This window comes from Candidatus Hydrogenedentota bacterium (assembly GCA_013359265.1).
In the GTDB taxonomy this organism is placed as follows: domain Bacteria; phylum Hydrogenedentota; class Hydrogenedentia; order Hydrogenedentales; family SLHB01; genus JABWCD01.
On record JABWCD010000003.1, the window covers coordinates 243922 to 267771 of the forward strand.

The following is a 23850-nucleotide window of genomic DNA, read 5'->3' on the forward strand; positions in this document are numbered from 1 at the left end:
AAACGCGGTCGCCAGTACTGGGGCAGTCTATCCGTTGCGGACAAACCAGCCGACCCGGACGTTTGGCCTCCGGCCATCCGGCGCGGCTAGCGGGCCGTCAATAGTATATGGAATTCCAAACGATGTTTCCTCGACAATCGTGACATCGTGCTCGCGAGCGTGTCGCTTGATGGCGTGCGCCAAGACCCACCATGCGCTGACCGAGAACCCAAACTGTCCGAAAAACGCCGCTTTGTGCCGCCCGCGTGCGTGAGAACTCGAAAGCAGATATTGCACGACTTTGCGTTCGGGAACGACTGCGTTTTCAACGTTAGGCAGCTTCACTTACCGCGAACCATGCGCAGCCATAGATCCGCCAGATCGACTTGTCAGCAACATGACAGTATGCTGTGGCAAGTCGTAACAATAACTCAGACTTTACAAATCAACACGTGAACATTCTCGGCATAGGGGGATACTCGCACGATTCCGCGGCGGCGCTCGTGTGCGATGGGCAGTTGGTCGCGGCGGTAGCGGAAGAGCGGCTGACGCGCATCAAGCATCAGGGCGGCGTGCCGCGAAGGGCCGTGCAGTTCTGCCTCGATACCGCCGGCATTTCGATTGACGACATTGATCACGTCTGCTGTTACATGCGCCCAGGGCTGCGGCTCGGCAAGCGGATACCGTATCGCCTAACACAAATCTTGAAGTCGCCCACGTATTCGGCCGGGTATATCGCCTACGAGATGCAGCACAACGCGGAATATGTCCTGGGAATGCGCGGCCTCTGCGGCAGACGCGCGGCGCTGCACTTCATGCACCATCATCCCGCGCACGCCGCGTCAGCGTTTCTTGTCAGCCCTTTTGAGGAAGCTGCGCTGCTCTCGATTGATTACGTCGGCGAATGGGACGTGACGTGGGCGGGAGTGGGCCGCGGTACGACAATAACGCCGTTGTTCTCGGAGCACTATCCAAACTCGCTCGGCGTGTTATATACCGGCTTGACCGATTACCTCGGTTTCGCGCGCGCGAGCGACGAGTACAAGGTAATGGGTCTCGCGTCCTACGGCGAGCCGGAGTATGCGGACGAGTTCCGACGGATTGTGCAATTGCTGCCAGGCGGTCGCTATCGCATCGACCTTTCGTGGTTGCAGTGCCATTACCTCGCGGGCAGCCGCTGCGGGTATATGTCGCCAAAGTTCATTCAACGATTTGGCGCGGCGCGAAAGAAGGACGAACCGATCGGACGGAAGCATCAAAACATTGCCGCGTCGCTACAGTGTGTGCTCGAGGAAACCGCGCTGCACGTTGCGCGGCATCTGCACGACGCAACGAAATCGAAGCGGCTGTGCCTCGCGGGGGGCGTGGCCCTGAATTGCTCGATGAACGGCAGGTTGCTGCGGGAGGGGCCGTTCGACGAAATCTTCGTGCAACCCGCCGCGGGCGACGACGGGATCGCCATCGGCGCCGCGCTGCAAAAGCATTACGAACTCACGCGCGCGCCCCGCGGCTTCGAAATGCGGCACGCCTTCTGGGGGCCTGAGCACTCGCACGAATCCATCAAACGCTTCCTCGATCTGGCAAAGCTCCCATACGAACATCCGGCGAACGTCATCGAGCGGACCGCCGATCTGCTCGTGGAGGGAAGGATTGTCGGGTGGTACCAGGGCCGCATGGAGTTCGGCCCGCGCGCGTTGGGCGCGCGCAGCATTCTCGCCGATCCCACGCGCGCGGACATGAAAGACCTGATCAACATGTACGTGAAGCACCGTGAGGAGTTTCGTCCGTTCGCGCCGAGTTGTCTCGCCGAGCGCGCGGGCGAGTACTTCGACGGCTGCACGTCGTCGCCGTTCATGCTGTTCGTGTATCCGGTCAAAAAAGAGTTGCGCGAAAAGGTCCCGGCGATCACGCACGTCGACGGCACCGCGCGCGTGCAGACCGTCACGCGTGACGCCAATCCGAAGTACTACGCGCTCATCGAGGCCTTCGAGCGCCGCCGTGGCGTTCCCATGGTGCTTAACACGTCCTTCAACGTCATGGGCGAACCCATCGTCAATACCCCCGCCGACGCCGCGCGATGTTTCTTCAGCACGGGCATGGATGCACTCGTCTTGGGTGACTTTGTTCTCACGAAATCGCCCTGAGTTTGTGCGACGCGCCTTGGTGCGCGATGCGACGGCATCGCCTTTCTTTGTCATCAATCTTGCTCCTATAATTGCCGCCATGATCGGCGTATACATTCATATTCCCTACTGCCGTACCATCTGCCCGTATTGCGACTTCGTGAAGCGGCCGACGAAGGGCGTAGTACCGGACGAATTCATCCGCGCGTTGTGCGGCGAGATCGCCGCATACGATGGCCCTCGAAACGCGGACTCGGTCTTCTTTGGCGGCGGGACGCCGAGTCTCATCGAGCCGCGCGATCTCGAAACGGTCCTCGCGGCGGTGCGCCGCCATTTTGCCTTGAGCGACAATACCGAGATTACGCTTGAAGCAAACCCCGATGACATCACCGGCGAACTCGTCCGACGTTGGACAAATCTCGGGGTGAATCGCGTGAGCCTTGGTGTGCAGAGCTTCAATGAGGACGCGTTACGCTATCTCGGCCGCCGGCACGATGCGGATGGCGCGCGGCGCGCCTGCGCGATCGTCGGCCGGCATTTCGTGAACTGGAACATCGACCTCATTTTCGGCGCGCCGCCTTACGGCGCGTGGCGCGCCACACTCGAAGAAACCACGCGCATGGGTTCCACGCATGTGTCCGCGTACGGCTTGACATACGAAGCAGGCACACCGTTCGGCAAACGTGCCGAAGAGGCCATCGACGAAGATTTGTACCTCGAACAGTACGCAGTGACTTTGGAAATGCTGAACGGGTTTGATCGCTACGAGGTCTCGAACTACGCCAAGCCCGGACGCGAAAGCGTCCACAACCTCCATTACTGGCGTAACGAAGAATACGCCGGATTCGGCCCTGGCGCGTATTCGTTTGTGAACGGCGTCCGCGCGCGCAACCACGCGAAATTGGAGGATTATCTCGATAAGCCGGGCGAGAAGTCGGAATCGTTGCCGCTATCTGACGAGGAGGTTCGCGTCGAAACCGTCATTCAGCACTTGCGTTTGCGCGAGGGGATATCGCGGAGCGCGTACCGCGCACGGTTTGATCGGGAACTCGATGCCGATTTCGCGGAACCGGTTCGCGCGTTGTCAGCGCGGGACCTGTTGGCCGACGATGGTGAGACGTTGCGCCCGACAAGACGCGGGTTTGAGTTGAACAATGAGATTGGGTTGGCGCTGGTGAGTGCGGGAGTTTTGTGAACGCGGCGAGTGGGCCGTAGGCCAAAGCGGAGCTTTTCAAGAGCGCGTTACCACGCAGAGCTTGGTCACGAGAAACTAAGGGAGCTTGGTCGCGAGAAACGAGGGCTTTCGAGTAATGCTCAGTAGCGCTGTACGGGCCAAGCCGAATCTCTTCACTTCACCGGTCCCATATTTTTGAACAAGTAGAGTCCTTGCTTTCCCGGTGCGACGATATCTTTCCACCCGTTTTTGTCGATGTCTTCTACCCAGAGATAGATGCCGCTGCCGGCGTGGTTGTTGTAATCGCCGTAGTCGAGCGTGTGGCGGACGGGGTTGCCGCCGTTGAGTTCGTAGTAGTAGAGGCCGATGGGATCGCGCGCGCCGGGATCGTTCCAGCCATGCGCGCGGAAGCGTTTGCCGGTGACGAGTTCGAGTTCGTTGTCGTTATCGACGTCGACGAGCTGGATTTCGTGGAACTGCGAGCGGTTCGGCTCGAAGTCGTGTTTCTCCCACGAACGCGCGCCGTCGCCGTCGATCTTTTGTTCCCACCATTGCAGGCCGTAGTCGTGTCCGATGCCGACGACAATGTCCATCTTGCCGTCTTTGTTCACGTCGTGCGCGAGGATCGGGCAACTCGCCATGCCGAATGCGAAGTCCTTGTGTAATTCCCATTTTCCTGAGTAGGGATCCTCCGGCGCTTCGAGCCAGCCGTGACTGAGGATGATATCGGGCCGGCCATCGCCGTTGAGATCGCCGTAGCCGATGCCGTGCCCCGCGCCTTCTTCCATGATCAACGTCTCGCGGAATTGGCCCGTGCCCTTGCCGTTCGCATCGCGGATGAGTTTGAAAATCCACACGCCCTTGGTGTTCGGAATGATCTCGATATCGCCGTCGTTGTCGATGTCGTAGAAGCAGGGACGCTCGACGTTGCCCGTCTTCTTGATTTCGTGTGTCGTCCACTCGACCGGCTGCCCCTTGGGGTTCTCGCGCCACGCGAGCGTCTCGCCAAACCAGCCGCCGGTAATGATGTCCGTATAGCCGTCGCCGTTCACGTCCATGGGATAATTCGAGAAGTCGTCGTAATAATCGTCCACACGCTGGATCGAGCACACCTTGTGCTTCTTCGCGAAGTCCGGCCCTTCCCACCAGTATTCACCGGAGAAAATGTCGATGTTGCCGTCGTTGTTCACGTCGAACGCCGACGCGGACTCGTAGATCGATTCCGCGGATATCTTCGTCCGCTCGAACGTGAGGCACGGCGCGCCTTCCTCCGCGGCAGCGGCGATCACAGACAGTATGAGCAGGCCGTGAAGCATGACGACTTCTCCCGGTTAAATGGCCCGATTCGCAACCCGGCACAATAGTAGCTCATACGATCCGGGGGAACAATGTGCGCGCACTCAGGCCAGATGTCGAACCATCTTTCGCGATTGGTTTCGCAGGAGCTGCCAGAGCTTAGAATCGAGGGCGCGGGGGCCGGCTTCGATGATGACGAAGGTGACGTCGTCGTGCGCGAAGTCCGCGCCGCCGGTATGTTGTGCGAGCCGCGCTTCGACTGTGCGCGCGAGTTCGCCCGCTGAATGGCGCGCGGCGCCATTCAGCGTTTCCAGCAATCGATCGGAGCCGAAGAGCGCATGCGCAGTGTCCGGCGCCTCGAGGATGCCATCGGAGTAGAGAAACAACCGGTCGCCTTCGTTGATAACGCGGGCGCCGGTGTCGAAAGCCGCGGCGTCCGAAACGCCGAGAGGCACGTTGCGCACGCCGGCCGCATCGTCGCTCATGTGCAACACGGCCCATTCCGTTGCCCCGGCGGGCAGCACGAACGCCGGCGGATGGCCCGCGTAACAGAAGCGGAGTTCGCCGGTCATCATGTCGAAGCTGAGGCAGACGGCCGTGGTGAGCGCCTCAAGTCCGAAGACGGACGCGCGTTTGTTCAGCGCGTGAAAAACTTTCGAGGGCTCGTGCTGGCCCATCGTGCTCCGCATGGCGCCACGCAGCCAGTTGCCGACCTGCGCGACCTGTTCCCCGTGGCCCGCAACGTCGGCAAGGCACATGCGCGAGATAACGCCCGCCGCGCAGGCGGACGCGTAGTACACGTCGCCGCCCTTTTTCCCGCCACAGGCCCGCGAGTACAGCACCCCGCGCAGCCCCGGCAACACGAGATCAAGGTTCGCATTGCCGTTGCTGCCCCAGACTTCGCTGCAGATGAGTTCTCGCGTGGGCATGGCGATCATGTATTCATGGGCGCGGCTCAGTAGTGTCACGTGCTCGTGCTTTTGCTCGTCATCGTAGTCGAATCTCGACATTCGATCCGATCGATCCACGATTGCGAAGTCGAGCAGTAGCACGAGCACGAAAGGAAAAATCGAGTGTGCGCGGACTCCCTACGCTAACATCGTATCCACGACCTTGTCCGATGCGGCCGATATCGCCCCCGCGCGGCGGCCACTTTGACCGCCGATTCCGGATAGCCGTGCTATTCCCAGACGCGGCATGCTGCGTACATTGCACTTCACAACCGGAAAGGGGTCGCTATGGAAACGTTTGTACTCATTCATGGAAGCTGGCATGGGGGGTGGTGCTGGCACAAGGTCGTTCCGCGTATAGAAGCCGCCGGACACCGGGTGCTTGCTCCGGACATGCCCGCGCACGGCAAGGACTGGCGCAAACCCGGTGGCGTAACGCTGGACAATTACGTGGCCCGAGTCGGCGAGGCGCTGGACACGATCACCGGACCAGCGGTGCTGGTGGCGCACAGCCGCGGAGGGATCGTCGCATCCCAAGCCGCGGAGCGTTATCCGGACCGCATCGGCGCGCTGGTCTATCTCGCAGCGTTTCTGTTGCCGGATGGGGCGCGCGTGATGGAGTATGGCGGGTCGGACAAGGACTCGATGATTGTCCCGAATTTGGTCGTCAACCCGGAGGAAGGCTGGGACATGCTGAAGCGCGAAGCGTTTCGCCCGGCGCTGTATGCCGATTGCTGCGACGATGACGTGGCGCTGTGCGAAATGCTCCTGACGCCGGAACCACTGCAGCCGACGCTTACGCCGCTGCGCCTGACCGCGGAGCGGTACGGGACCGTGCCGCGCTACTACATCGAGTTGCTCCAGGACCGCGCAGTGTCCGTGACGCTGCAGCGGAGGATGCACACTGCGATGCCGTGTAAGCGCGTCGTGTCGATTGATGCGGGGCATTCAGCCTATTTCTCCAAACCCGATATACTGACGGAACATCTGTTGGCGGTCGCATCGGAACTTCGGGAGGTGCGTGATGAATTCGCCCCGATCGTCGCGGCGTGCGATTGAGACGCCGCCGGATCCGGCGGTCTGGCAGGGCATACTCGAGCGAGACCGGCGGCTCGACGGCTTGGTGTATTACGGCGTGACGTCGACGCGCATTTTCTGCCGGCCCACGTGCCCGAGCCGCAGGCCGCGACCTGACCGTGTCGTGATTTTCACGAATACGGATTCGGCGAAGGCTGCGGGCTTTCGGCCGTGCAAACGGTGCAAACCGGAGGCCGCGACATCGCGCGATGTGGCGCAGAAGATCGTCGCGGCGGCGTGTGCGGTACTCGACGGCGGCGGCGACACGCGTGTCAGCATTCGCGCGGTCGCGTCAAGCGCGGGTGTAAGCGAACGGCGGCTCCGCGAATTGTTCGACGAGGTGCTCGGCGTATCACCGGCGCGGTTCGCGGACGCCCTGCGCTTTGCCCGTCTGCGGGCCGCATTGCACCGCGAGGGGGACGTAACAACGGCGATCTATGCCGCCGGGTTCGAAGCGCCGAGCCGCGTGTACGAGACGGCGTCGCGTCGCCTCGGCATGTCTCCCGCGCGTTACCTGCGCGGCGCGCAACACCAGCGGCTCAGCTACACGACAGTGCGATGCCCACTGGGATACATCCTCGTCGCGGCCACCGCGAAGGGGCTTTGTCACGTCAGCCTGGGTAACGACGCGCAAACCTTGGAGCGCGACCTGCTGACCGAATTCCCCAAGGCCGTTGTGACGCGCGCGGACGCCGCCGTACGCGACTGGGCCAAGGCCCTCGCGTCATACGTGGAAGGCCGCACGGCATGGCCCCTGCTGCCGGTCGACGTGCGCGGTACAGCATTTCAGGCCAAGGTGTGGGACGTGCTGCGCAGCATTCCCGAAGGCGAGACCGTGACCTACGCGCGCATCGCCGATTTGCTCGGCGTTCCGAAAGCGGCACGCGCCGTAGCGCGCGCCTGCGCGACAAATCGCGTCGCCCTCGCAATTCCGTGCCACCGCGTCGTCCCCGCCGTGGGCGGTGTCGGGGGGTACCGATGGGGTACGCGGCGAAAGGCTGAACTGCTCAAACGCGAACAGCGCGGATAGCGGGTCCCACAATCGAGCTCCGCGCAGTAGTCCCACGTGCTCGTCATCGTAATCGTGGATCGATCGGATCGAAAGACGAGTATCGATTACGATGACGAGCACGAGCACGAGCACGAGCACGAGCACGAATAACACGATAAGTAGTCGAGTGCGCGAGTACAACACGCCGCGCAAGCCCGGCAACACGAGGTCAATGCTCGCATTGCCGTTGCTGCCCCAGACTTCGCTACAAATGAGTTCTTGCGTGGGCATTGCAAGAATGTATTCGCGGGAACGGGAAGAATAGGTCGTATAAGACCTATACGACGTATAGGAAATCCGCTACGCCAACATCCTATCCACGACCTTGCCGGCAACGTCCGTCAAACGGAAATCCCGGCCCTGATAGCGATAGGTGAGTTCCAGATGGTTCAGTCCGAATAGGTGCAGCAAAGTCGCGTGAAGATCGTTGATGTGGATCGGGTCCTTTGTAATGTTCCAGCCGATCTCGTCCGTCTCGCCGATGACTTGGCCGCCCTTGATACCGCCGCCGGCGCACCAGATGGTGAACGCAAAAGGATGGTGATCGCGGCCCGTGTTCGGTTTGCGGAACCCTGCGCGGTTTTCGCCGAGGGGCGTGCGCCCGAATTCGGACGCCCACACGACCAGCGTGGATTCGAACAGCCCGCGCTGTTTGAGGTCTCTTATCAACGCGGCGATAGGCTGGTCGCACATCATGCAGTTGAACGGCAGGCGCTCGCTGATGCCTTCGTGATGGTCCCAGGTCTCGTGGTAGATGCTGATGAATCGCACCCCGCGCTCGACCATGCGCCGCGCCAGCAGGCAATTGAACGCGTAGGTCTGGAACTCGTCCGGCCCGCCGCTGCGGTATTTCTTCCATTCTTCCGGCTCGCGCCGGTTGACGCCGTAGGACTCGAGCGTCGCGGGGGACTCGTCGGAAATGTCGATGAGGTCCGGCGCTTCGGCCTGCATGCGCCCCGCGAGTTCGTACGACGCGATGCGCGACAGAATCTCGGGATCGTTGATCGTCTCGTAGTGCATCTGGTTGAGATCGCGGATCGTATCGAGCCCGAGCCGCTGGCAGTCGTGCGGCAGGTTGCCAGGGTTGCTGAGGTTGAGAATCGGATCGCCCTGGTTGCGCAACAGCACGCCCTGAAACGTCGACGGCAGGAACCCGCTCGACCAGTTCGACGCGCCGCCGCTCGTGCCGCGTCCTGCCGTGAGCACGCAGTAGCCCGGCAGGTTGTCGCTCTCCGAACCAAGGCCGTAGTTGATCCACGCCCCCATCACCGGGCGGCCGAACGTCATCACACCCGTGTTCATCATCAACTGGCCGGGGTGATGGTTGAACGCGTCCGTGTGCATCGACCGAATCCAGCAGATATCGTCCGCCACCGTGCCGAGGTGCGGCAGAAGATCGCTCAGATCGATCCCGCAATCGCCATACTTCTTGAAGGTGCGCTCAGTGCCTTTCAGCACCGCGGTGTCTTTTTGAATGAACGCGAAGCGGACGTCCTTCGTCATGGATTCCGGCATCGGCTGGCCATCAAGTTCGTTTAGCTTCGGTTTCGGGTCCCACAATTCAAGTTGGCTCGGCGCGCCGGCCTGGAACAGGAAAATGCAGGCCTTCGCCTTCGGCGCGAAATGCGGCGATTTCGGTGCGAGGGGGTTCGCGATTTGCGGCGGCTCCGCCGCGTGTGCGAGATACCCCTCCTGCGCCAACAACGACGCCAACGCCAACCCGCCCAACCCGCTCGCCGACGTGGCCAAAAACTCCCGGCGGGACTGGATTACTCTCTCCAAACGCGGATCCATGTCGGAAACCCTCTGCCGTCAACCGATTGCGTTCAACAGGCACAGCTAGACACCGTTATGCTACTTCAATCCTTTTGCCCGCGCAAGGCGTACCCGGGCAGTGACACTACGGCCTGCCCGAGGGAGCCGGCTTTGAGGTTTAGCGGAAGTGTTCGGATGTACAGTCCCGAACTCGTTCGTATGGTGAACGTTGCGGTAGCGCGCCCGGCGGGCAAATTGTTCAAGATTACCTCGCCGCCCTTCTGGGAATCGGTCATAAGGGCGTCCCCTGTTTTGGGATAGCGCAACGATAGGTTTGCATTGAGAAGCTCGTCGTCCGGACAGTCTATCCGGATGATAAGCGCAGCGCACCCCGGCGCGAACACGCAGAGCAGGTTCGCGAATTCGTTCTCGGAGACGATAAGGGGAAACGCGCGAACGCGCTCGAACGGGGCGTTGGGGGGTCTTAAGACTACTCGGGCTATGCCTTGGGACGGAATTACGTGCGGCAGATAGACACTGCCCGTGAGGTCGGTTTTGTATTCCCCGCCGGTCTCGGTCTGTGCACGTTTGTCGTCGAACGTAAGATACACCCTCGCGTCGGACTGCGTGGCATCGCCGCACAGGACGTCGATGTCCAGCAAACCGGTTGGGATGAAGCGGAATTCCACGTTTGTCGCGGCACCGGACACCGGAGTAACCTGCATGGTCGAGCGACCCCATTGATCGTCGAAGGCGGTCAGCGTGACTGGTATCAAGGGCAAGTCGTTGACGGCGAATGTGCCGTCCGGGCTGGTGACTGCGATGGAACGTTGCGATCTGAACGGTGGGAACCACTCCGGACCGGGGCGTGCGTCTGCGACGATTCGCGCGCCGGAGACCGCACTGCCGTCCGGTGCAAGAACACGTCCGTTCACGACGGCTTCCTGGTACATTTTGAAGAACAAGTTTGGCCCGCTGAAACGTTGTGGCTCCAGACTAATCGTGTGAACTTGACTGCTTGTTGCGTAACCCCTGGCAGCGACGCTTACCCGATACGGCGAATACCAGACGGCGTTACTGACCGTGTGCATACCGTCCGCCGTAAACACATTATGACCTCCACCAAAAAGATCTTGCCTAGTGAACCAATCTGAAAGTGGCGTCGATCCGCAGACATAATGTTGGATCGGTATTTGGGTTCTGGCGTCAACAACGAACACCGAAAATGGGTAGCGCGCGCCGCCGTCCATCGTCGGAACTCGCTGAGGTGTGAGCGCGAGCGGCTCCGGGTCCTTAAGAACGAGTGCGACGCGCCGAGCGCCTGTTTCCAGCCGGTAGCCTCTAAAAGCGTGATTGCCGTGACGGATTTCGAGGGGATACGTTCCGGCAGGTAGTTCATTAATCGTGAACCGCCCTCCTGCATCTGTCACTACTGCAGGCCTATTAGCCAGGAAAAACACTCTGGCTTTTTCAACTGGTTCGCCGTCGGAGTCAAAGAGCCTGCCGCGAACTGTTCGTGGACTTACAGAGGGCGTGGGTGGAGCGAGGGATTCGAGACGTGTTCTCTGATGAGAACTTATGGAACCATTCGATGTGCGGGCGAGCGGAAAATCGGCGTCCGCAATCTTGAACCCGATCTTCGCCTCCAGAAAGTGTAACCCACGGAACTTGGGGGCATCGTCAAAACCGTCCGTCGCAGAACGCTTGACGTAATAACGCCCGGGCAGCAGTCGTTTGAACTGGTACTGTCCGTTGGCATCCGTCACGGCATCGTACTCACAGTCACCTGAAATCTCGTCGAGCGTAATGACGACACCGGCAATGCCTGACTCGGTTTCCGTATCAAACACACGTCCGGAAAGCGAGCATGGCGGGCCGACGCGCACAGTGAACGTAGTCTTTCCTGCACGCGATGGGAACCAGCACAGGTGTGGCGGATTTTGCTCCGTGACGAGGCCGGATTCGAGCGATTCGACCGACATCAATTCCTCACCCGAATACAACATGCGGTACTCACCGTTTTGATCGGTTACCGCCGCTTTCCACTTCGCGCGCTCGGCGTCGGTCACATACTCCGGCAAGCTCGGACGGCCTTCCATCCAGCGGAAACGGAGATGTGGAACTGGATTGTTCGTATGTACATTGACGAACCGAATTGTTGTCGGTATGTCGACAACAAACGCTTGATCGGCGCTGAGGGCGCCAATCGCCGCGAAATGGGCAATCACAATCGCCACGATACGACACACAACAGGTCTCCCAAATTACTGCAAATTAGTCCAGCGGTAGGGGACGGACGGCCCTTTCGAAGTGCGATTCGAGTTCGGGAACGCCTTACTACTCGGCGATTGCGAAGTGCAACGAAGACACCGTGCGAAGTATGCTACTTCAATGTGTATGGTGGCGCAAGCGGTTCGCGGATACGGCGAGGGGCCAGTTCACGAACGACGATGGAGGGCAGCACAGTGATCACACCGCGTATCGCATTGGGCTTGCTTGGCCTTGTGCTGCTCTCACCGGCCGGCGACCATTCCAAAGAACTGCACCCGATTGTGGTCTTGACGGGATCGGCCAGCGGAATTGAAAAGCCGGAGAATCTTCGGCTTACATCGCAGGACGAATGGGAGCCGGTATGGAAACGGCACAGGGCGAATCAAACCAAGCCGGGAACAGTTTTCGATTCCGAACAAACGCCGGTCATTGATTTCGCAAACTACATGCTCATCGCGGTCTTTCTCGGCGCGACGTGGAACATGGAGGGAATCAAAGTGGTAGATGCGACAGACAGTGAAAGTGAAACTACAATTAGACTTGACTTGCTCACCTACCAGACCGGACCATCGGGCGACAGGGTGAGTCCATACGTCTTCATCGTCATGCCGCTCTCGCGAAAGCCGATCGTCCTGCAACGGGATGCACGGACCCTGCCACAGCGGGCAGTTGGTCCCCCGCCAATCTGGGAAGAATTCCATCGATTCGATGCATTGCCAGAATCACGGTAGGGAATCTAGGCATCAGCGAGGATTCACGCTGCGGTCAGCGTCGAAAAGCGACTGCGGCGACTTCGCATCGTATGTAAACGCGCTACAGCGCTACGCTCCAAGCTCCGCGACATTTGGTGCCGTGACTCGCTGTTGCAGAGAAACGTACACGAACTCCAAGGGCGCTAGTCGCAGATACCGTCCCCATCCGCATCCGGGAAGGGCAGGACAAGTATCTGCGCACAATTCTTGCCCGAATACGTCCTCACCGGTTTGCCGTCGTTGTCGAAGGTAGGGATGGGGCGGGAGTTGCTGAAGACGGCGCCGTTGTAGTGATAGGTGGTCGAGTTTCCGCTTGGGGCGCCAACGCGCGAGCCGTCCATCGCGAACTCGTGGCTGCGGCTATTCCGCGGCGGCTTTTTGTTCCTTTTTTTCCTGCAACTGCGCGACGACCACGCGTTGCAGCAGGAGTTCCAGCAGCCGCAGGAACAGGTTGGGCTGCACCTCGAACGCGGGCGCGGGCGTGACACTTATCCGGCGGATGTGCTTCATGGCGTGACTCCCGAAATGGCCCCGGCGGCACGGAAAAGGCAAGAATGGTGGAGCGGAAGGGAGTCGAACCCTCGGCCTCTGCATTGCGAACGCAGCGCTCTCCCAACTGAGCTACCGCCCCACGAAAACAGGTCGAAACAGTGCGATAGGCTAGCAAACGGCGCCGCCGGAAGTCAACCAATCGTGGCTGTTTGGATGCCAGGGCGCTGCCAAGTCCCAGGCCGTGAACGGGCAAGCGGAACAGTTAACGCTTCACATCTGGGCAATAATATGCTAATGTCGCGCCGGGGTGCGAGCTAATCTAAGCCACGAGTGTAGACACGGGGGTGCTGTCCCTCGCCGCTTCTGTTGGCACGGGTCAGATGCCGAATGATAGACAAAGACCTGCTTCTCGGACTTCTCGCGGCACCGCTTCGGCGCATCTTGCAGAGAAAATCTTCAGCGTGAGAGGTTTCGTGAATAACCTTCGTTTGAATCTGACGCCTTTTTGAATGCCACGCTCTTTATGGGGTGATTGCTTGCTGGGGCATGTCCCATTTCACAAGAAGGAGAAGACAATGAACATCGGGAATGACAAAGAAGTTCGCGGCTCGACGCTGGTTGGCATGATTCGGCGCGAGTTCTTCAAGCGAGCCGCTATCGTAGCCGCGGGCACGGCAGGTGTTGCCGTTCGATCGGAAGGAGCGGAACCCACTCCCGAGTGGAAAGGTATGTACGATCGATCGATGGCCGTCTACGGGAACATCAAGCTCAAGGACCTTTTTACGAAAAGGCTGAGCGCGCTACAGCCGGAACTCCAAGCCAATATCGACGCTGCAACGACGGCCGGCACGCTAACCGGCCCGCAGGCATCGGCAATTTCCGAAGTCCTGCAGGGCATCATTGACCAAGTGTCGAAGGCGACGGTCAAGAAGTTATTCACGCAAAAGATCGAGGTTGACCTGGAGCTTGCCGGCAAGATATTCGATGTTAACGCGAATACGATTTGGTTGGCGTTCTGTCTTCAGAAATCATCGACATGGAACGGTGCGAAAGATGCACTGGACGAAGACACAAGCAAGACCGACACGTTGGTGCATGGAAATCATTGTGGAAAGGACACACTGAAAGACCTCTATACAAAGACTGCCGGCGATCTTTCCGCAAAGCATGTACTCGCCGTCACGAAAGGAAAAAAGGGGGGGATTTTTGGGCCGCATCCGCTGATGTACGCGACCCGGGCCGAGTTCGCAGTGAACCAGTTGAATTTGAGCGGTTCCAGCAAACCCAATGATTTGGTCTGCGAAAGCGGCACGTGCGAGCCGTGTGACGAATTCTTCTGCACGATTGTTGAAGGGGGTGGTTGCAGCGTCATGAGCGACCCCGGACCGTGCGCACTTCTTGAACCGTAATTCGATTCGTGCGAGCGATTGGCGGCGCTAGAGCGACTCGTGCAGGCAAAAAGCAGGCGACTCGGTTTTTCCATATCCGTCGCCGCCGCACTTGTCGCGCGCGGAAATCCGGGACCTGACACATGCCCGATGGTCGAACGCTAACTCGTGGCGCGTTCGTGCGGCGCATCTTGCCGATCGCGCTGCTCGTTCTCGCCGCGTTGGCTCTCCTTCGACCGTATTTTTCGCCGACGAGTCGCACGGCAAGCCCACTGCATCCCAGCAGAATTCAGAAGACCTACACCGACGCGGAAGCCGACACGATATGGCGCGGCATGCTTCAGCCTTGGAAGATCGTGCGCGTCATCGATATGCCTTCGCCGGGTCGGCTCGTGATTCTGGCCGACGTGAACGACGACGGCGTCATCGACGTGAGCGATACGGCCGCGCGGTCGCGCGGCGCGCGCGAAATCGTTCGTGTGAACGATGCGATTGCGAACGGGCGCAGCCGCGTGTATGACCGCTCGCCGCTGCTCGACGACGACCTTCAACTCCTGACGATTCAACTGCCGCAATTGAGTGACGAGTCCGATGTGCTCGTGGTGAGATCGAACCTTCGCCCGCAAGACTCCCTCGCGGTCTACAAGGACGACAAGATGTCCGGGGAGGCGCTGCTGCGGGGCGACGCAAGAATCGGCGATCTTCCGCACCGCGACAGGGATGAACGCCGCGTCTTCGTGTGGATTCGATTGAATGCACCGATAGTGAACGACGCCGAATGCGCGGTCACCGTCACGTTGCAGCGCGACGGGAAAACGCTCACGGAAGACACTTTGAATATTCTCCCCGTGGGCGGGCTCGGCGATCCGAATTACTTTTCCGCCGCGCTCGATTACCTCGTGGAACCTGACCGCATCACGGGAAAGCCCGCGAAGCTTTTCCTCGACGAAGCGCGCTGCGAATCTATTGTGAACGACGGCTCGTATGAGACGTTTCAAATCGTCGTCGTGCGGCACGCCCTCACGGAAATGAACGTGCTCGAAACCTACTACGCCAACAACGATCGCGTGCGTGGCCGAATCAAGAACATCTTCGAGGCGATCGATCGCAACCCGGACGAAGACATCTTCATCAACGGCAACTTCTTCCTGTTGGAGCACGGCGCGGACAACCACGGCAAACGCGCGTTGGGCGCGCTCGTCCATAGTCACGAACTCAGCAAGGCGTCGGGCCCCCACCGATGGCAGGTTTCTTATCAGGATGCGGGAATCGGCACGACGCCGGATTGGCAGTTCAAGAGCTACTGCCTCACCCAGCGTGAACACAAGCCCGGCCAAATCGAACTAATCGAGGAGCCGTTGAGCGCGGAGGGACCGTTCGTTCCCGCGTCCACCGAAGGAAGCAACCAAAAGTATCCTTACATGGCGCTGGGCGGACTCCACCAGGTCCACAACTTTGTCCACAACCCGGGATTCCCCAAGGCGTGCATGGGAATCGTCGATTCGCCACCGCAGCCCGGCGCCGAACACCTCACCGGGCGCCGACTCATTTGGCTGGCCGCCACCAACGGCGATCGCTCGACTAGCCGCTACGGCGGCGAAGCGTTTCGCCATAAGCTGCGCGATTCCGGACTCGTCATCGAGGAGGGCGACCCGGAGAACGGCGTAGCTCCTGGCCGTTGCGACCTCGTCTACTTCGACAGCGCCAATTCCGTTGCCCTCTCCTACAAGATCGATGGAACCTTCGAAACCCCGACCGTCGGCGGCCGGCACCTTCCCGGCGCCAATAACACCTTCTGCAATAACTACTTGATGCTTTCCGTGACCGATAATCTGGACCCGCCCGGATGCGTCGCAACGAACCCAGCCGCTGAACCCTGACCCCCTCCCTCTTGATACACCTAGAACTTCAAGGTATACTCCCCGCATACCAAGGAGTTCAAGGTATGAACCCGTCCAAAGAACTCATCGGCGCGTCCACCAACCTCCTCGTGCTGTCCGTCCTCGCGCGCGACCCCAGTTACGGCTATCAGATCATCAAGAAGATCAACGCCGAAGCCGACGGCCTGTTCACGTGGCAGGAGGGGACGATCTATCCCATCCTGCATAAGCTGGAACAGGAGGGGAAGGTGCGCGCGCAGTGGCAGGACGCGGACACGGGCCGCCGCCGCAAGTACTACTACATCACCGCCACGGGGCGTACCGCCCTAGAGTCGGGGACGAAGGAGTGGTCGACCCTCCACGGGATGCTGCTGAAATTGGGGGAAGTAGAAAATGGATAAGCCGCTCTCGCGCGAAACTCAGTCCCAAATTCGCGACCTCTGCGAAACCATCGCGCAGCGCGATCAACTCGGCGAGGACGTCCAGGAAGAACTGCGCGGTCACATCGAGGACAAGGTGCTCGGCTATCTCGGCGGCGAAGAGCGCGTCTCCGAAGATGATGCGTTTGTCCTCGCGCGCGAGCATTTCGGCGATGCGTTCACGGTCAAAACGTTGCTGCAAACCGCGCACCCCAAGCGAATGTTTGTCAGTCTCGGGCGGCGCATTGCAGTGGTATTGCTGCTGACGCTCGCCGCGCACGTGGCATTTCGGTGCGTCATGTCCGCGATGGTCCTGCTTCAGGTGCCGAGGCTCATTGGATATCAGGGCTACCTTCTACAACGCGGTTCGCTTGAGGCGTTGGGTGTCCCGCTCTTGATGTACGTCGTACTCCGTTCGACACGAAACTCACCAACCAACGGGATCGTGGGCCCGTTCGCGACAGGGAGTCTTCGCACATACCGGCTCACGACCATTCTCGTGTTTCTGCTGTGGTTCATGTTGCCGGGCATCACCTTCGTCCCGACCAATTACACGCAGATCAATCAGACGCTTCCCATAATACAGAACCTGTTGGTAGCCCTCGCGATTACTCTCGGCATTGCTAACCAGGCCGCGACGTGTCTGGTTTGGATTTGGTGGTGCGATCAGGCGCCGCGCACGCGGGCAAACGTACGCGCGGCCGTGCTGTCGTGGGCGGCATTCATCACCTTGTCGTTAATGATCTTGATGATGAATCCCTCCGGAAGTCTACTACTCACCGCGGAGAACTCGCTCCATTACCACCCGAATTATTTCGCATTCGATCTGAACAAGCTCTTAAGCGTCGTGGTCCAGAGCAACGTCTTTCTCATTGTCGTAGTCGCGCCACTGCTCATCGGATTGCTCACGGGCTTCATGTATGTGAAGTATCACCGCATACCGTCGTCAGGCAACATAGCCGGGGAATGACCGCGCATTGTCTTCTGCAGCGCCTACTTCGTAGCTGGCTTTAGCGCGTGCGTCGCCTCCGCGATCTCTTCGCGATACTGAATGAACGCCTGCGCATCCCACCACGTGTGCTGAATCTGGCGATCGCCCTGTTTTAGAAAGTCCCGGCTTTCGACGTAGGCCTCGTCGGCCATTTCCATGACGCTCGAACGCACGCGGCGCAGCACGTCCTCCGCGTTCGTGATCGCCCGTGCGCGCGGACTTGCGGCGCGCGCTTTCTCGATCGCGTCTTCCAACACGCGCATCGCGCCGACGTCTTCGATGCCGTCACGCGCGGCTTCCCACCGCACGCTCGACACCGGCAGCGGGCCGGGATACACCAGCGCGTACTCGTCGTTCTTCGTCGTGTCCGCAATCCACGGGTCGACCTGCGTGGTGCTGTGCGTCCAGAACCCGATGCCGTCGATGCCAAAATGGTCCGCGCGCCACGCGTTCGCGCGGTTGTACCGAAGCGGCGACAGCGACCGCACCTGCGACACACATTCGTAGGACCACACGGGTTTGCCGCTGTCGCGTATCGCGGTCATGCGCGCGTCGTTCACAAGCAGGCCGGACACGAGCCGCATGTTCGGACACCACACGTCCACGTATGGCGCGATGCGCTCATAGTCGCGCTGCGAAAGGCCCGGCACCGGATCAGTGTAGATGCGCATCTTCGGGTCCGCCGCGCGGAACAGTTCGCCCGCTTCGACCTGGCGCTGCGCGTTGCCGCCGTAGTCCAGCCCCGGCTCGTCCACGGGATACAGCGCCCACGTCTCGTAACCCCACCCTTTCGCAAACAGGTAATCGCGCAACGCCAACAGATATTCGATTTGCATCGGCCGCGGGTCGGCGGGCGCGTGCGCGCCGAAATCGATCGGAGGCGCCGCCACCTGCAACAGCAACGTGCCGCGCCCGTGAATGCGCGCGAGTTCGTCGTCGAGGTTCGAGCAATCGATGATCAGGCGCTGTCCGTCGTACGTTGCTTTCGGCACGGTCGTGCGCGGAAAGATGTTTACGTCGTGCCGCTGCATGTCTTCCAACACGGCCTGTGTGTTTTCCGGAAACCACTTGTTCGGCACGTAGTCCCACGTGCACATCGTGAGCGGTTGCGGCGGCAGGCGCAGCGAGTCGACCGCGATCGTTACCGGCACCGTCAGTGAACGCGGGCCGCCATAGTCAAAGCGAATCGTTGCTCCGCTTTCGTACACGCCCGGCGCCGCGCCGTGCGCATCAGCCTGCACCCATACTTTTAGCGATTCGCCCGCCGCAATATCCACGGCGTTTTCCGCAACAGGAACGAGCGCATCCGCGATTTCCTCGCCATTCAGCGTGGGCACAACCTTTAATTGGAGCAGCGCAATACTGCCGGTGAATCGTTCGCGCACGGCCCGCGTCGGAACGTCGAGTTCGATGCGGGCGTCAATCGGTTTCGGGCCGCCGTTCTGGATCACGAACGCACCCTGATCGATTTCGTCGAGGTAGAGCGGGCCGATCCGTACTGCTTGGTTTGATGCAGCCTCGTGCTCGGCGCGCGCATCGAGCGGCGCGTAGGCAGGTGTCGCCCACACGCGGACACGGTCGTCCTTCCGCGCGCCGGTATCACGCGCTTTCACGGATACCGTTCGTTGCAGCAACGTCGATCCGTCCGCATCGGTAACGTTGACCGAGAACTTCGCGTTGTTTGATGTCAGGCGTGCGCGCAGTCCATCCGGTATTCGCGCGACGATCGGGTCCGCGGACGACAGACGCGAAAAGAGATGCGTGCCGTCCCGATCGGTCGTCGAAACGTTTACGCGCGCGAACCGCGCCGACGGATTGTCCAGCACGATTGCATCGAGAGCGCCGTCGCCGGGCGCGGTTGGTTGTTGCACGAATATCCGCCCGCGCCGATCGGGTTCGCCGCCGTACGTTGCGCGCGCGGGCGCGGGAGAAAAGCGATGCGCTTGAAGTGTCGTCGATACGACGATGATATCGTTGCCGCCGCGCGAGTTTGGAACGGCAACTGGCGACGCGTTTACCGATCCCGCAACACGCACGTCGTCGATGCAGGCGCCGCCGCGGTCAAACGCGTAGACATGCTGGTTGTACGCGGCGATAACGAGGTCCGTGTCGCCGTCGCCATCCGCGTCCGCAATCAACGGGCGCGCGCGGTTCTTCGATCGGAAGTGGTGCCGCCAAACAATCTTTCCGTCAACATCGAGCGCAATCGCATCGCCCCATAATCCCGTGCACACGATGAGTGGCTTGGCTTTATCAGGCCAGTACGTGGTGCTCGCGTCGGTCTCTCCGCCGATATTCGTGCGCCACATTTCTTTGCCGTCCATCGAGAGCGCGACTACGTCGCCGAGCGAATTCGCGCAGACGATCTGCCTCCCGTTTCGGGTCGGTACAACTTCCGGCTTCGCGAGTTGTTCGCCGCCAAGGCGGTACGACCACAAGACCGTACCGGTGGAATCGAGGGCATTCACACGCGCTCCAGCGGCGACTATCACGCGGCCTGTATCCCTGTGCGCGTCGATCGTTACATACGTGCGAATCGGGGTATCGAGCGTTCGTATCCATTTTGTCTGACCGAACATGTCCAAACACGTGACCGCGCCCGATTGGTCCCCGATGACCAGGTGCGGACGTCCGTTTGCCATCATGATCGCGGGAACGGCCCGCGACCATTGCGTTTTTCCGCGAAGCTGGTATGTCCACAACGGCCCAAAAGATTCGCCAAGGCACGCGAGCAAGCCGTCTGTATTCCCGAACACGACTCTGAATGTGCCGGGCGCGGCAACAACGACCGGCGCGGACGACCATTCCCCCTTCGGCAATTCCGCCACGGTACCGTCCTGCCCTGCGCCGTAATTCGTGCCGTCTGCGTTCCACACCATCACCTGCCCGCCGACGTTTACGGTCAACAACTCAACTGAGCCGTCGCCATCGATGTCGATTATTACCGGCGTCGCTTCGCACCGGTACTGGCCCGTCCCCCGCGACCACACAAGGTCCATTGCGTACGTAGAATGTGCCGCGACGATCGCCAGTGCGGCAAAGTGGATCGGAGTGAAACGGCACATAATGGCGATACCTTTCATTCTTACTTTGGATGATTCCTTTGGGTAGCGCGGATACCGTTCCCCGTGCACCCCGTGCTCCCCGTGGTGGAAAGCTTCTCTTGCTTAGCGGCGCGTGAATCGCAGCTTCGTGCCCACGTTCGCGTCGGGCGCGAGCGGTTGGTCCGTCGGCTGCCACGCACCGCCCGCCACCACGGTGTAATCGCTTCCGGGCGCCCCGCTGCTTTCCACAATCGTCACAACGAATTCGGAATGCGTCGCCTTCACATCGAGCACCAAATTGCGATACCGAATGCGCGTCACCGTCAGTTCCGGCCAATCGCCCGGCAGTCGCGGATTCAGCGCGAACCCGTGCGGTCTCGCTTCAAAGCCGAGCAAACCCGCGATAAAAATCTGCGGTGTTAGATCGCTTTCGAAGAATTCCTGGTCGAGTCCCAACCCGCCCGCCGTGCCACCGCCTTGCAGGGTCCCCTCGCGCGAACCGTCGTAGTACTTGCGGTAACCGCCCGCTGCCGTCACCTCGTCGAACCACGCGGCGATCTCTTTCAACCGCGGCGCAACGCTGTCCGGCCCGCGCACTTTCAGACGCGCCATGAGATCGTAATACGACCAGCCCATCACCGCGCCGCCGTCCTGCACCTGCCCGCCCCACGGAATCCCCTCCGGGTTTGACCACGCCCAGAGGTAATAGTCTTCGTTTCGCTTCGTCGTCGAGCGCGGCCCGAAACGCCAATGGTAAATGTCCGCGCCCTGCGAGGTGTCGCCCTCGACGATGCGATCGCCGCAAATCCAATCCATGATCGCCTTTGCATGTTCTTCGTTCGCAAAACCGAAGTGGATCGCTTCGAGATTCAGGAATGTGAACCCGTAGTCGTACCCCACGCCGTTCTTGTCGATCGCGCAGTAAAAGCGTTGCGTCGCGGGGTTCCAAAAGGTCTCGTTCCCCTTTTCCTTCACGCGCGCGGCGCGCGCCTCGAGTTCCTCCGGCGTGAACGCAAGCGCGCCACCGGCGATTTGCCATTCGGGATGTTCCGCGATCGCGCGCTCCATCCGCGCCATCGACAACAGCGCGTCGTAATACTGGTACGTGGCGTAACAATCTTTGTATCCCATCGGCAACAAGTCCCAATAGTTGTTGCCGATGCCGCGCCCGGCGTGCAGCACTTTCGCGCCATCGGGTTTGCGCTCGATGCCGCTCGTGCCCTCGTGCCCGACCCACGTCGTCAGCACAAGGTCTTCCCGGTCCGCATGAAACTCCGTCATCACGTAGCGCAACGCGGTTCGCATGCGGCCGATCTGTTCGCGCAGAAACGCGAGGTCGCCGGTATAGCTGAAATAGTTGATGCACCCCCGCACGAAATTCTGGTTGTTGATGTTGTGCCGCGTGTCGTACTGCGTGAACAACGCCTGCACGCCTACCGTTCCGCCCGGCGCTTCGTTGCCGAACTGCACGCGCAGGCCGGTGATCGTGCCGCGCCATTCCGGGTGCGTATACACCGGGACCATCGTGTACGTGAAACCGTCGCCCACCGCGGCGGCGAAATGCATGCGGCGCTCCGGCGCGTAGTCCGGCGCATCGGCACGCGTCCATTCGAGGTACGGCTCTGCCGCGCCAAGTTCCTGCGCGCGCCAGCGCAGTTGGATAAACGGCGCGTTGTACGGATCGATCTGCATCGCCGGCGCGGTGACGCTCGCATGCGGTTCCGTCAATTTCACGTGCCACGCCTGATCGCGAATCGTGTCGTCGGTGCAGCCCGCGAGTTGCCAACCCTCCTGCGTTTTGACGTCCGTGCCGGTCCACGCGCGCGAAATGCCATCAAGATTGAAGTGCCAGCCCCAACCGCCCTTGCCCTGCGTCCAGAACGGGAACGGCCAACCGAGTTGGTGCGCGATCGAGGTGTGCTGGTGCGTCGCCACGTAGCCGTCTGCGTCCATGATCCGCCCGGCCAGCGCCGCCCGCCACTGCGCCCGCATCGACTCCGAAAGATTGTCCGTCGCGACGCCCGGCCACAACCCCGGCGCGCTCAACCACTCGTCCCACAACGTCGCCTTCGGCCCCGCCCCGGGATAGTGCAGCCAATGCATGCGGCGGAAACTCTCCGCGACCTGCTCATTCCCCGGAGCGATGAATCGCGGGAAATCTGCGGGGACATCTTGCGCGTGAACGCCGCTGGGCGTGCAGAGGCAGGCAATTACGATTACTCCAACACAGGCGACAGCACGCATTAACCCCTCCTACTCGTTCCCGAGCTCCGCTTCTCAACCCCCGCGCCAGTCATAAGACGTTAACGCACCTGCCACGTGGGTGAATTCTACCGCCCTAGTATGTCTCGCCGGCGCTCAAGTTCGGCAACAAGCTCTGGGGCGCCTTTCAGATCGGCGAGGGGCCTCAACTGATCGAATACATATGCCCAATCGAGTTTCCCGCGTTGCCGTAGAATTATCCCTTCAACATCCGCCCAGTCCTTTGTACGCCCGGCGAAGGATTTCATGACGATTAGATCTTCGGCCGAACACGTGCGAATGCGCCCGGTGGGGAAATCGTAGTAGCTGGATCGCGCAACCATTGACTCTTCAAACGGTAGCGCGCCCAACGCGACATCCAACCCGACTCCGGACTTCGTGCGCAACAGCACAACGCGGTTCGCCAGTGCGAACTGCAGTGGATCGGGCACGCGCGCATCAAAGTGCCGCAGCAGTTCCTCTACGAACTTGGTTTCATCGCCGAACCCGGTTAGCAGCGTCAGATCAACGTCCACCGTCTCGCGCGGCTCGCCCCATCGAACTAACGCCACACCGCCAATCACACACGATTTCCAGTCCTGCCGGTCAAAGACGCTTTGGGCCTCGATCGCTGCCCGCAAGACCTCAGTCACGACCGGCGGCTTTCTTGAACCAGTATTGCTGTTCGACCAGCCCCGAGTACGGTTTTGGCGCGCGGGGTTCGACCGTGTAGTCGTAGTCGCCGCAGAGCATCTCGATAGCGCGGTAGCCGTCGAGCTTCTGCAATTCCTCGGCGCGCAGTTTTTCCATCGCCTCGCCCGCGCGCTTCCACGCCTCTACCCACTGCTTGCCTTGTTCGATCTGCTCGGGCGTCCAGCCCGCAAGCGGAGATTCGTTACGGTCGTTACCGAGGTCTGACGGCGAATGTGTATTGGACATAGGAACATTATAGCGAGTCGCTTACGAC

General features: G+C 60.6%; 20 protein-coding genes, 1 tRNA gene and 1 pseudogene. 9 read left to right on the forward strand and 13 right to left on the reverse strand.

The window, feature by feature from the left end; all coding sequences use genetic code 11:
* Window positions 1-27: 27 nt before the first annotated feature.
* Complete coding sequence (locus HUU46_03300) at window positions 28-324, reverse strand: hypothetical protein (GenBank protein ID NUM52650.1); 297 nt, start codon at window positions 322-324, stop codon at window positions 28-30.
* A 107-nt stretch (window positions 325-431) separates the two neighbouring features.
* On the opposite strand from HUU46_03300, the gene HUU46_03305 reads away from it, so the two are divergent.
* Both HUU46_03305 and hemW read left to right on the forward strand, forming a co-directional pair.
* The gene (locus HUU46_03305) at window positions 432-2123 is read left to right on the forward strand and encodes a carbamoyltransferase (GenBank protein ID NUM52651.1); all 1692 of its coding nucleotides are present in this window, start codon (window positions 432-434) and stop codon (window positions 2121-2123) included.
* 79 nt (window positions 2124-2202) lie between these two features.
* Complete coding sequence (gene hemW / locus HUU46_03310) at window positions 2203-3297, forward strand: radical SAM family heme chaperone HemW (GenBank protein ID NUM52652.1); 1095 nt, start codon at window positions 2203-2205, stop codon at window positions 3295-3297.
* A 152-nt stretch (window positions 3298-3449) separates the two neighbouring features.
* On the opposite strand, the gene HUU46_03315 is transcribed toward hemW, so the two are convergent.
* Together HUU46_03315 and HUU46_03320 are read right to left on the reverse strand one after the other, a co-directional pair.
* On the reverse strand, window positions 3450-4592 hold the full coding sequence (locus HUU46_03315; protein NUM52653.1) for a VCBS repeat-containing protein: 1143 nt from the start codon (window positions 4590-4592) through the stop codon (window positions 3450-3452).
* Window positions 4593-4676: 84 nt separating this feature from the next.
* Window positions 4677-5630: a serine/threonine-protein phosphatase gene (locus HUU46_03320; GenBank protein ID NUM52654.1), complete on the reverse strand. Its 954-nt coding sequence runs from the start codon at window positions 5628-5630 to the stop codon at window positions 4677-4679.
* A 180-nt stretch (window positions 5631-5810) separates the two neighbouring features.
* Here HUU46_03320 and HUU46_03325 point away from each other — a divergent pair, with 180 nt between their 5' ends.
* Window positions 5811-6581, forward strand: a complete 771-nt coding sequence (locus tag HUU46_03325) for an alpha/beta fold hydrolase (GenBank protein NUM52655.1) — start codon at window positions 5811-5813, stop codon at window positions 6579-6581.
* On the forward strand, window positions 6547-7629 hold the full coding sequence (locus HUU46_03330; GenBank protein NUM52656.1) for a methylated-DNA--[protein]-cysteine S-methyltransferase: 1083 nt from the start codon (window positions 6547-6549) through the stop codon (window positions 7627-7629). Before HUU46_03325 ends, HUU46_03330 begins: the two co-directional genes overlap by 35 nt.
* A gap of 321 nt (window positions 7630-7950) precedes the next feature.
* Here HUU46_03330 and HUU46_03335 read toward each other — a convergent pair whose 3' ends face one another.
* Window positions 7951-9444, reverse strand: coding sequence for a DUF1501 domain-containing protein (locus HUU46_03335; protein ID NUM52657.1), 1494 nt, complete (start codon window positions 9442-9444; stop codon window positions 7951-7953).
* Between the two features lie 65 nt (window positions 9445-9509).
* Window positions 9510-11654 (reverse strand): carboxypeptidase regulatory-like domain-containing protein, encoded by a 2145-nt coding sequence (locus HUU46_03340; GenBank protein NUM52658.1) that lies wholly within the window; start codon window positions 11652-11654, stop codon window positions 9510-9512.
* A 216-nt stretch (window positions 11655-11870) separates the two neighbouring features.
* Between HUU46_03340 and HUU46_03345 the strand changes: the two genes are divergently transcribed.
* Window positions 11871-12407 carry a hypothetical protein gene (locus HUU46_03345; protein ID NUM52659.1) on the forward strand — a complete coding sequence of 179 codons (537 nt, stop codon included), beginning with the start codon at window positions 11871-11873 and terminating at the stop codon, window positions 12405-12407.
* 164 nt (window positions 12408-12571) lie between these two features.
* Here the strand turns inward: HUU46_03345 and HUU46_03350 are convergent, their stop codons facing one another.
* The 3 genes from HUU46_03350 to HUU46_03360 all read right to left on the reverse strand — a co-directional run bounded on the left by HUU46_03350 (window position 12572) and on the right by HUU46_03360 (window position 13059).
* Window positions 12572-12769: a hypothetical protein gene (locus HUU46_03350; GenBank protein NUM52660.1), complete on the reverse strand. Its 198-nt coding sequence runs from the start codon at window positions 12767-12769 to the stop codon at window positions 12572-12574.
* Window positions 12770-12788: 19 nt separating this feature from the next.
* The gene (locus HUU46_03355) at window positions 12789-12938 is read right to left on the reverse strand and encodes a hypothetical protein (GenBank protein ID NUM52661.1); all 150 of its coding nucleotides are present in this window, start codon (window positions 12936-12938) and stop codon (window positions 12789-12791) included.
* A 45-nt stretch (window positions 12939-12983) separates the two neighbouring features.
* Window positions 12984-13059, reverse strand: a tRNA-Ala gene (locus HUU46_03360).
* A gap of 436 nt (window positions 13060-13495) precedes the next feature.
* Here HUU46_03360 and HUU46_03365 point away from each other — a divergent pair.
* From HUU46_03365 to HUU46_03380, 4 genes are all read left to right on the forward strand, one after another.
* The gene (locus tag HUU46_03365; protein NUM52662.1) at window positions 13496-14329 is read left to right on the forward strand and encodes a hypothetical protein; all 834 of its coding nucleotides are present in this window, start codon (window positions 13496-13498) and stop codon (window positions 14327-14329) included.
* 122 nt (window positions 14330-14451) lie between these two features.
* Window positions 14452-16188 (forward strand): hypothetical protein, encoded by a 1737-nt coding sequence (locus HUU46_03370; GenBank protein NUM52663.1) that lies wholly within the window; start codon window positions 14452-14454, stop codon window positions 16186-16188.
* A 65-nt stretch (window positions 16189-16253) separates the two neighbouring features.
* A complete protein-coding gene (locus tag HUU46_03375) occupies window positions 16254-16589 on the forward strand; it encodes a helix-turn-helix transcriptional regulator (GenBank protein ID NUM52664.1) in 336 nt (111 codons plus the stop codon).
* Window positions 16582-17577, forward strand: a complete 996-nt coding sequence (locus tag HUU46_03380; GenBank protein ID NUM52665.1) for a hypothetical protein — start codon at window positions 16582-16584, stop codon at window positions 17575-17577. Before HUU46_03375 ends, HUU46_03380 begins: the two co-directional genes overlap by 8 nt.
* 23 nt (window positions 17578-17600) lie before the next feature.
* Here HUU46_03380 and HUU46_03385 read toward each other — a convergent pair whose 3' ends face one another.
* From HUU46_03385 to HUU46_03405, 5 genes and pseudogenes are all read right to left on the reverse strand, one after another.
* Complete coding sequence (locus HUU46_03385; GenBank protein NUM52666.1) at window positions 17601-19922, reverse strand: DUF4091 domain-containing protein; 2322 nt, start codon at window positions 19920-19922, stop codon at window positions 17601-17603.
* A pseudogene (locus HUU46_03390) lies at window positions 19866-20681 on the reverse strand (PQQ-binding-like beta-propeller repeat protein). Before HUU46_03390 ends, HUU46_03385 begins: the two are co-directional and overlap by 57 nt.
* Window positions 20682-20765: 84 nt before the next feature.
* Window positions 20766-22886, reverse strand: coding sequence for a hypothetical protein (locus HUU46_03395; GenBank protein NUM52667.1), 2121 nt, complete (start codon window positions 22884-22886; stop codon window positions 20766-20768).
* Window positions 22887-22972: 86 nt separating this feature from the next.
* Window positions 22973-23536: a nucleotidyl transferase AbiEii/AbiGii toxin family protein gene (locus HUU46_03400; protein NUM52668.1), complete on the reverse strand. Its 564-nt coding sequence runs from the start codon at window positions 23534-23536 to the stop codon at window positions 22973-22975.
* Window positions 23529-23822: a hypothetical protein gene (locus tag HUU46_03405; GenBank protein ID NUM52669.1), complete on the reverse strand. Its 294-nt coding sequence runs from the start codon at window positions 23820-23822 to the stop codon at window positions 23529-23531. Before HUU46_03405 ends, HUU46_03400 begins: the two co-directional genes overlap by 8 nt.
* Between the last annotated feature and the right edge of the window lie 28 nt (window positions 23823-23850).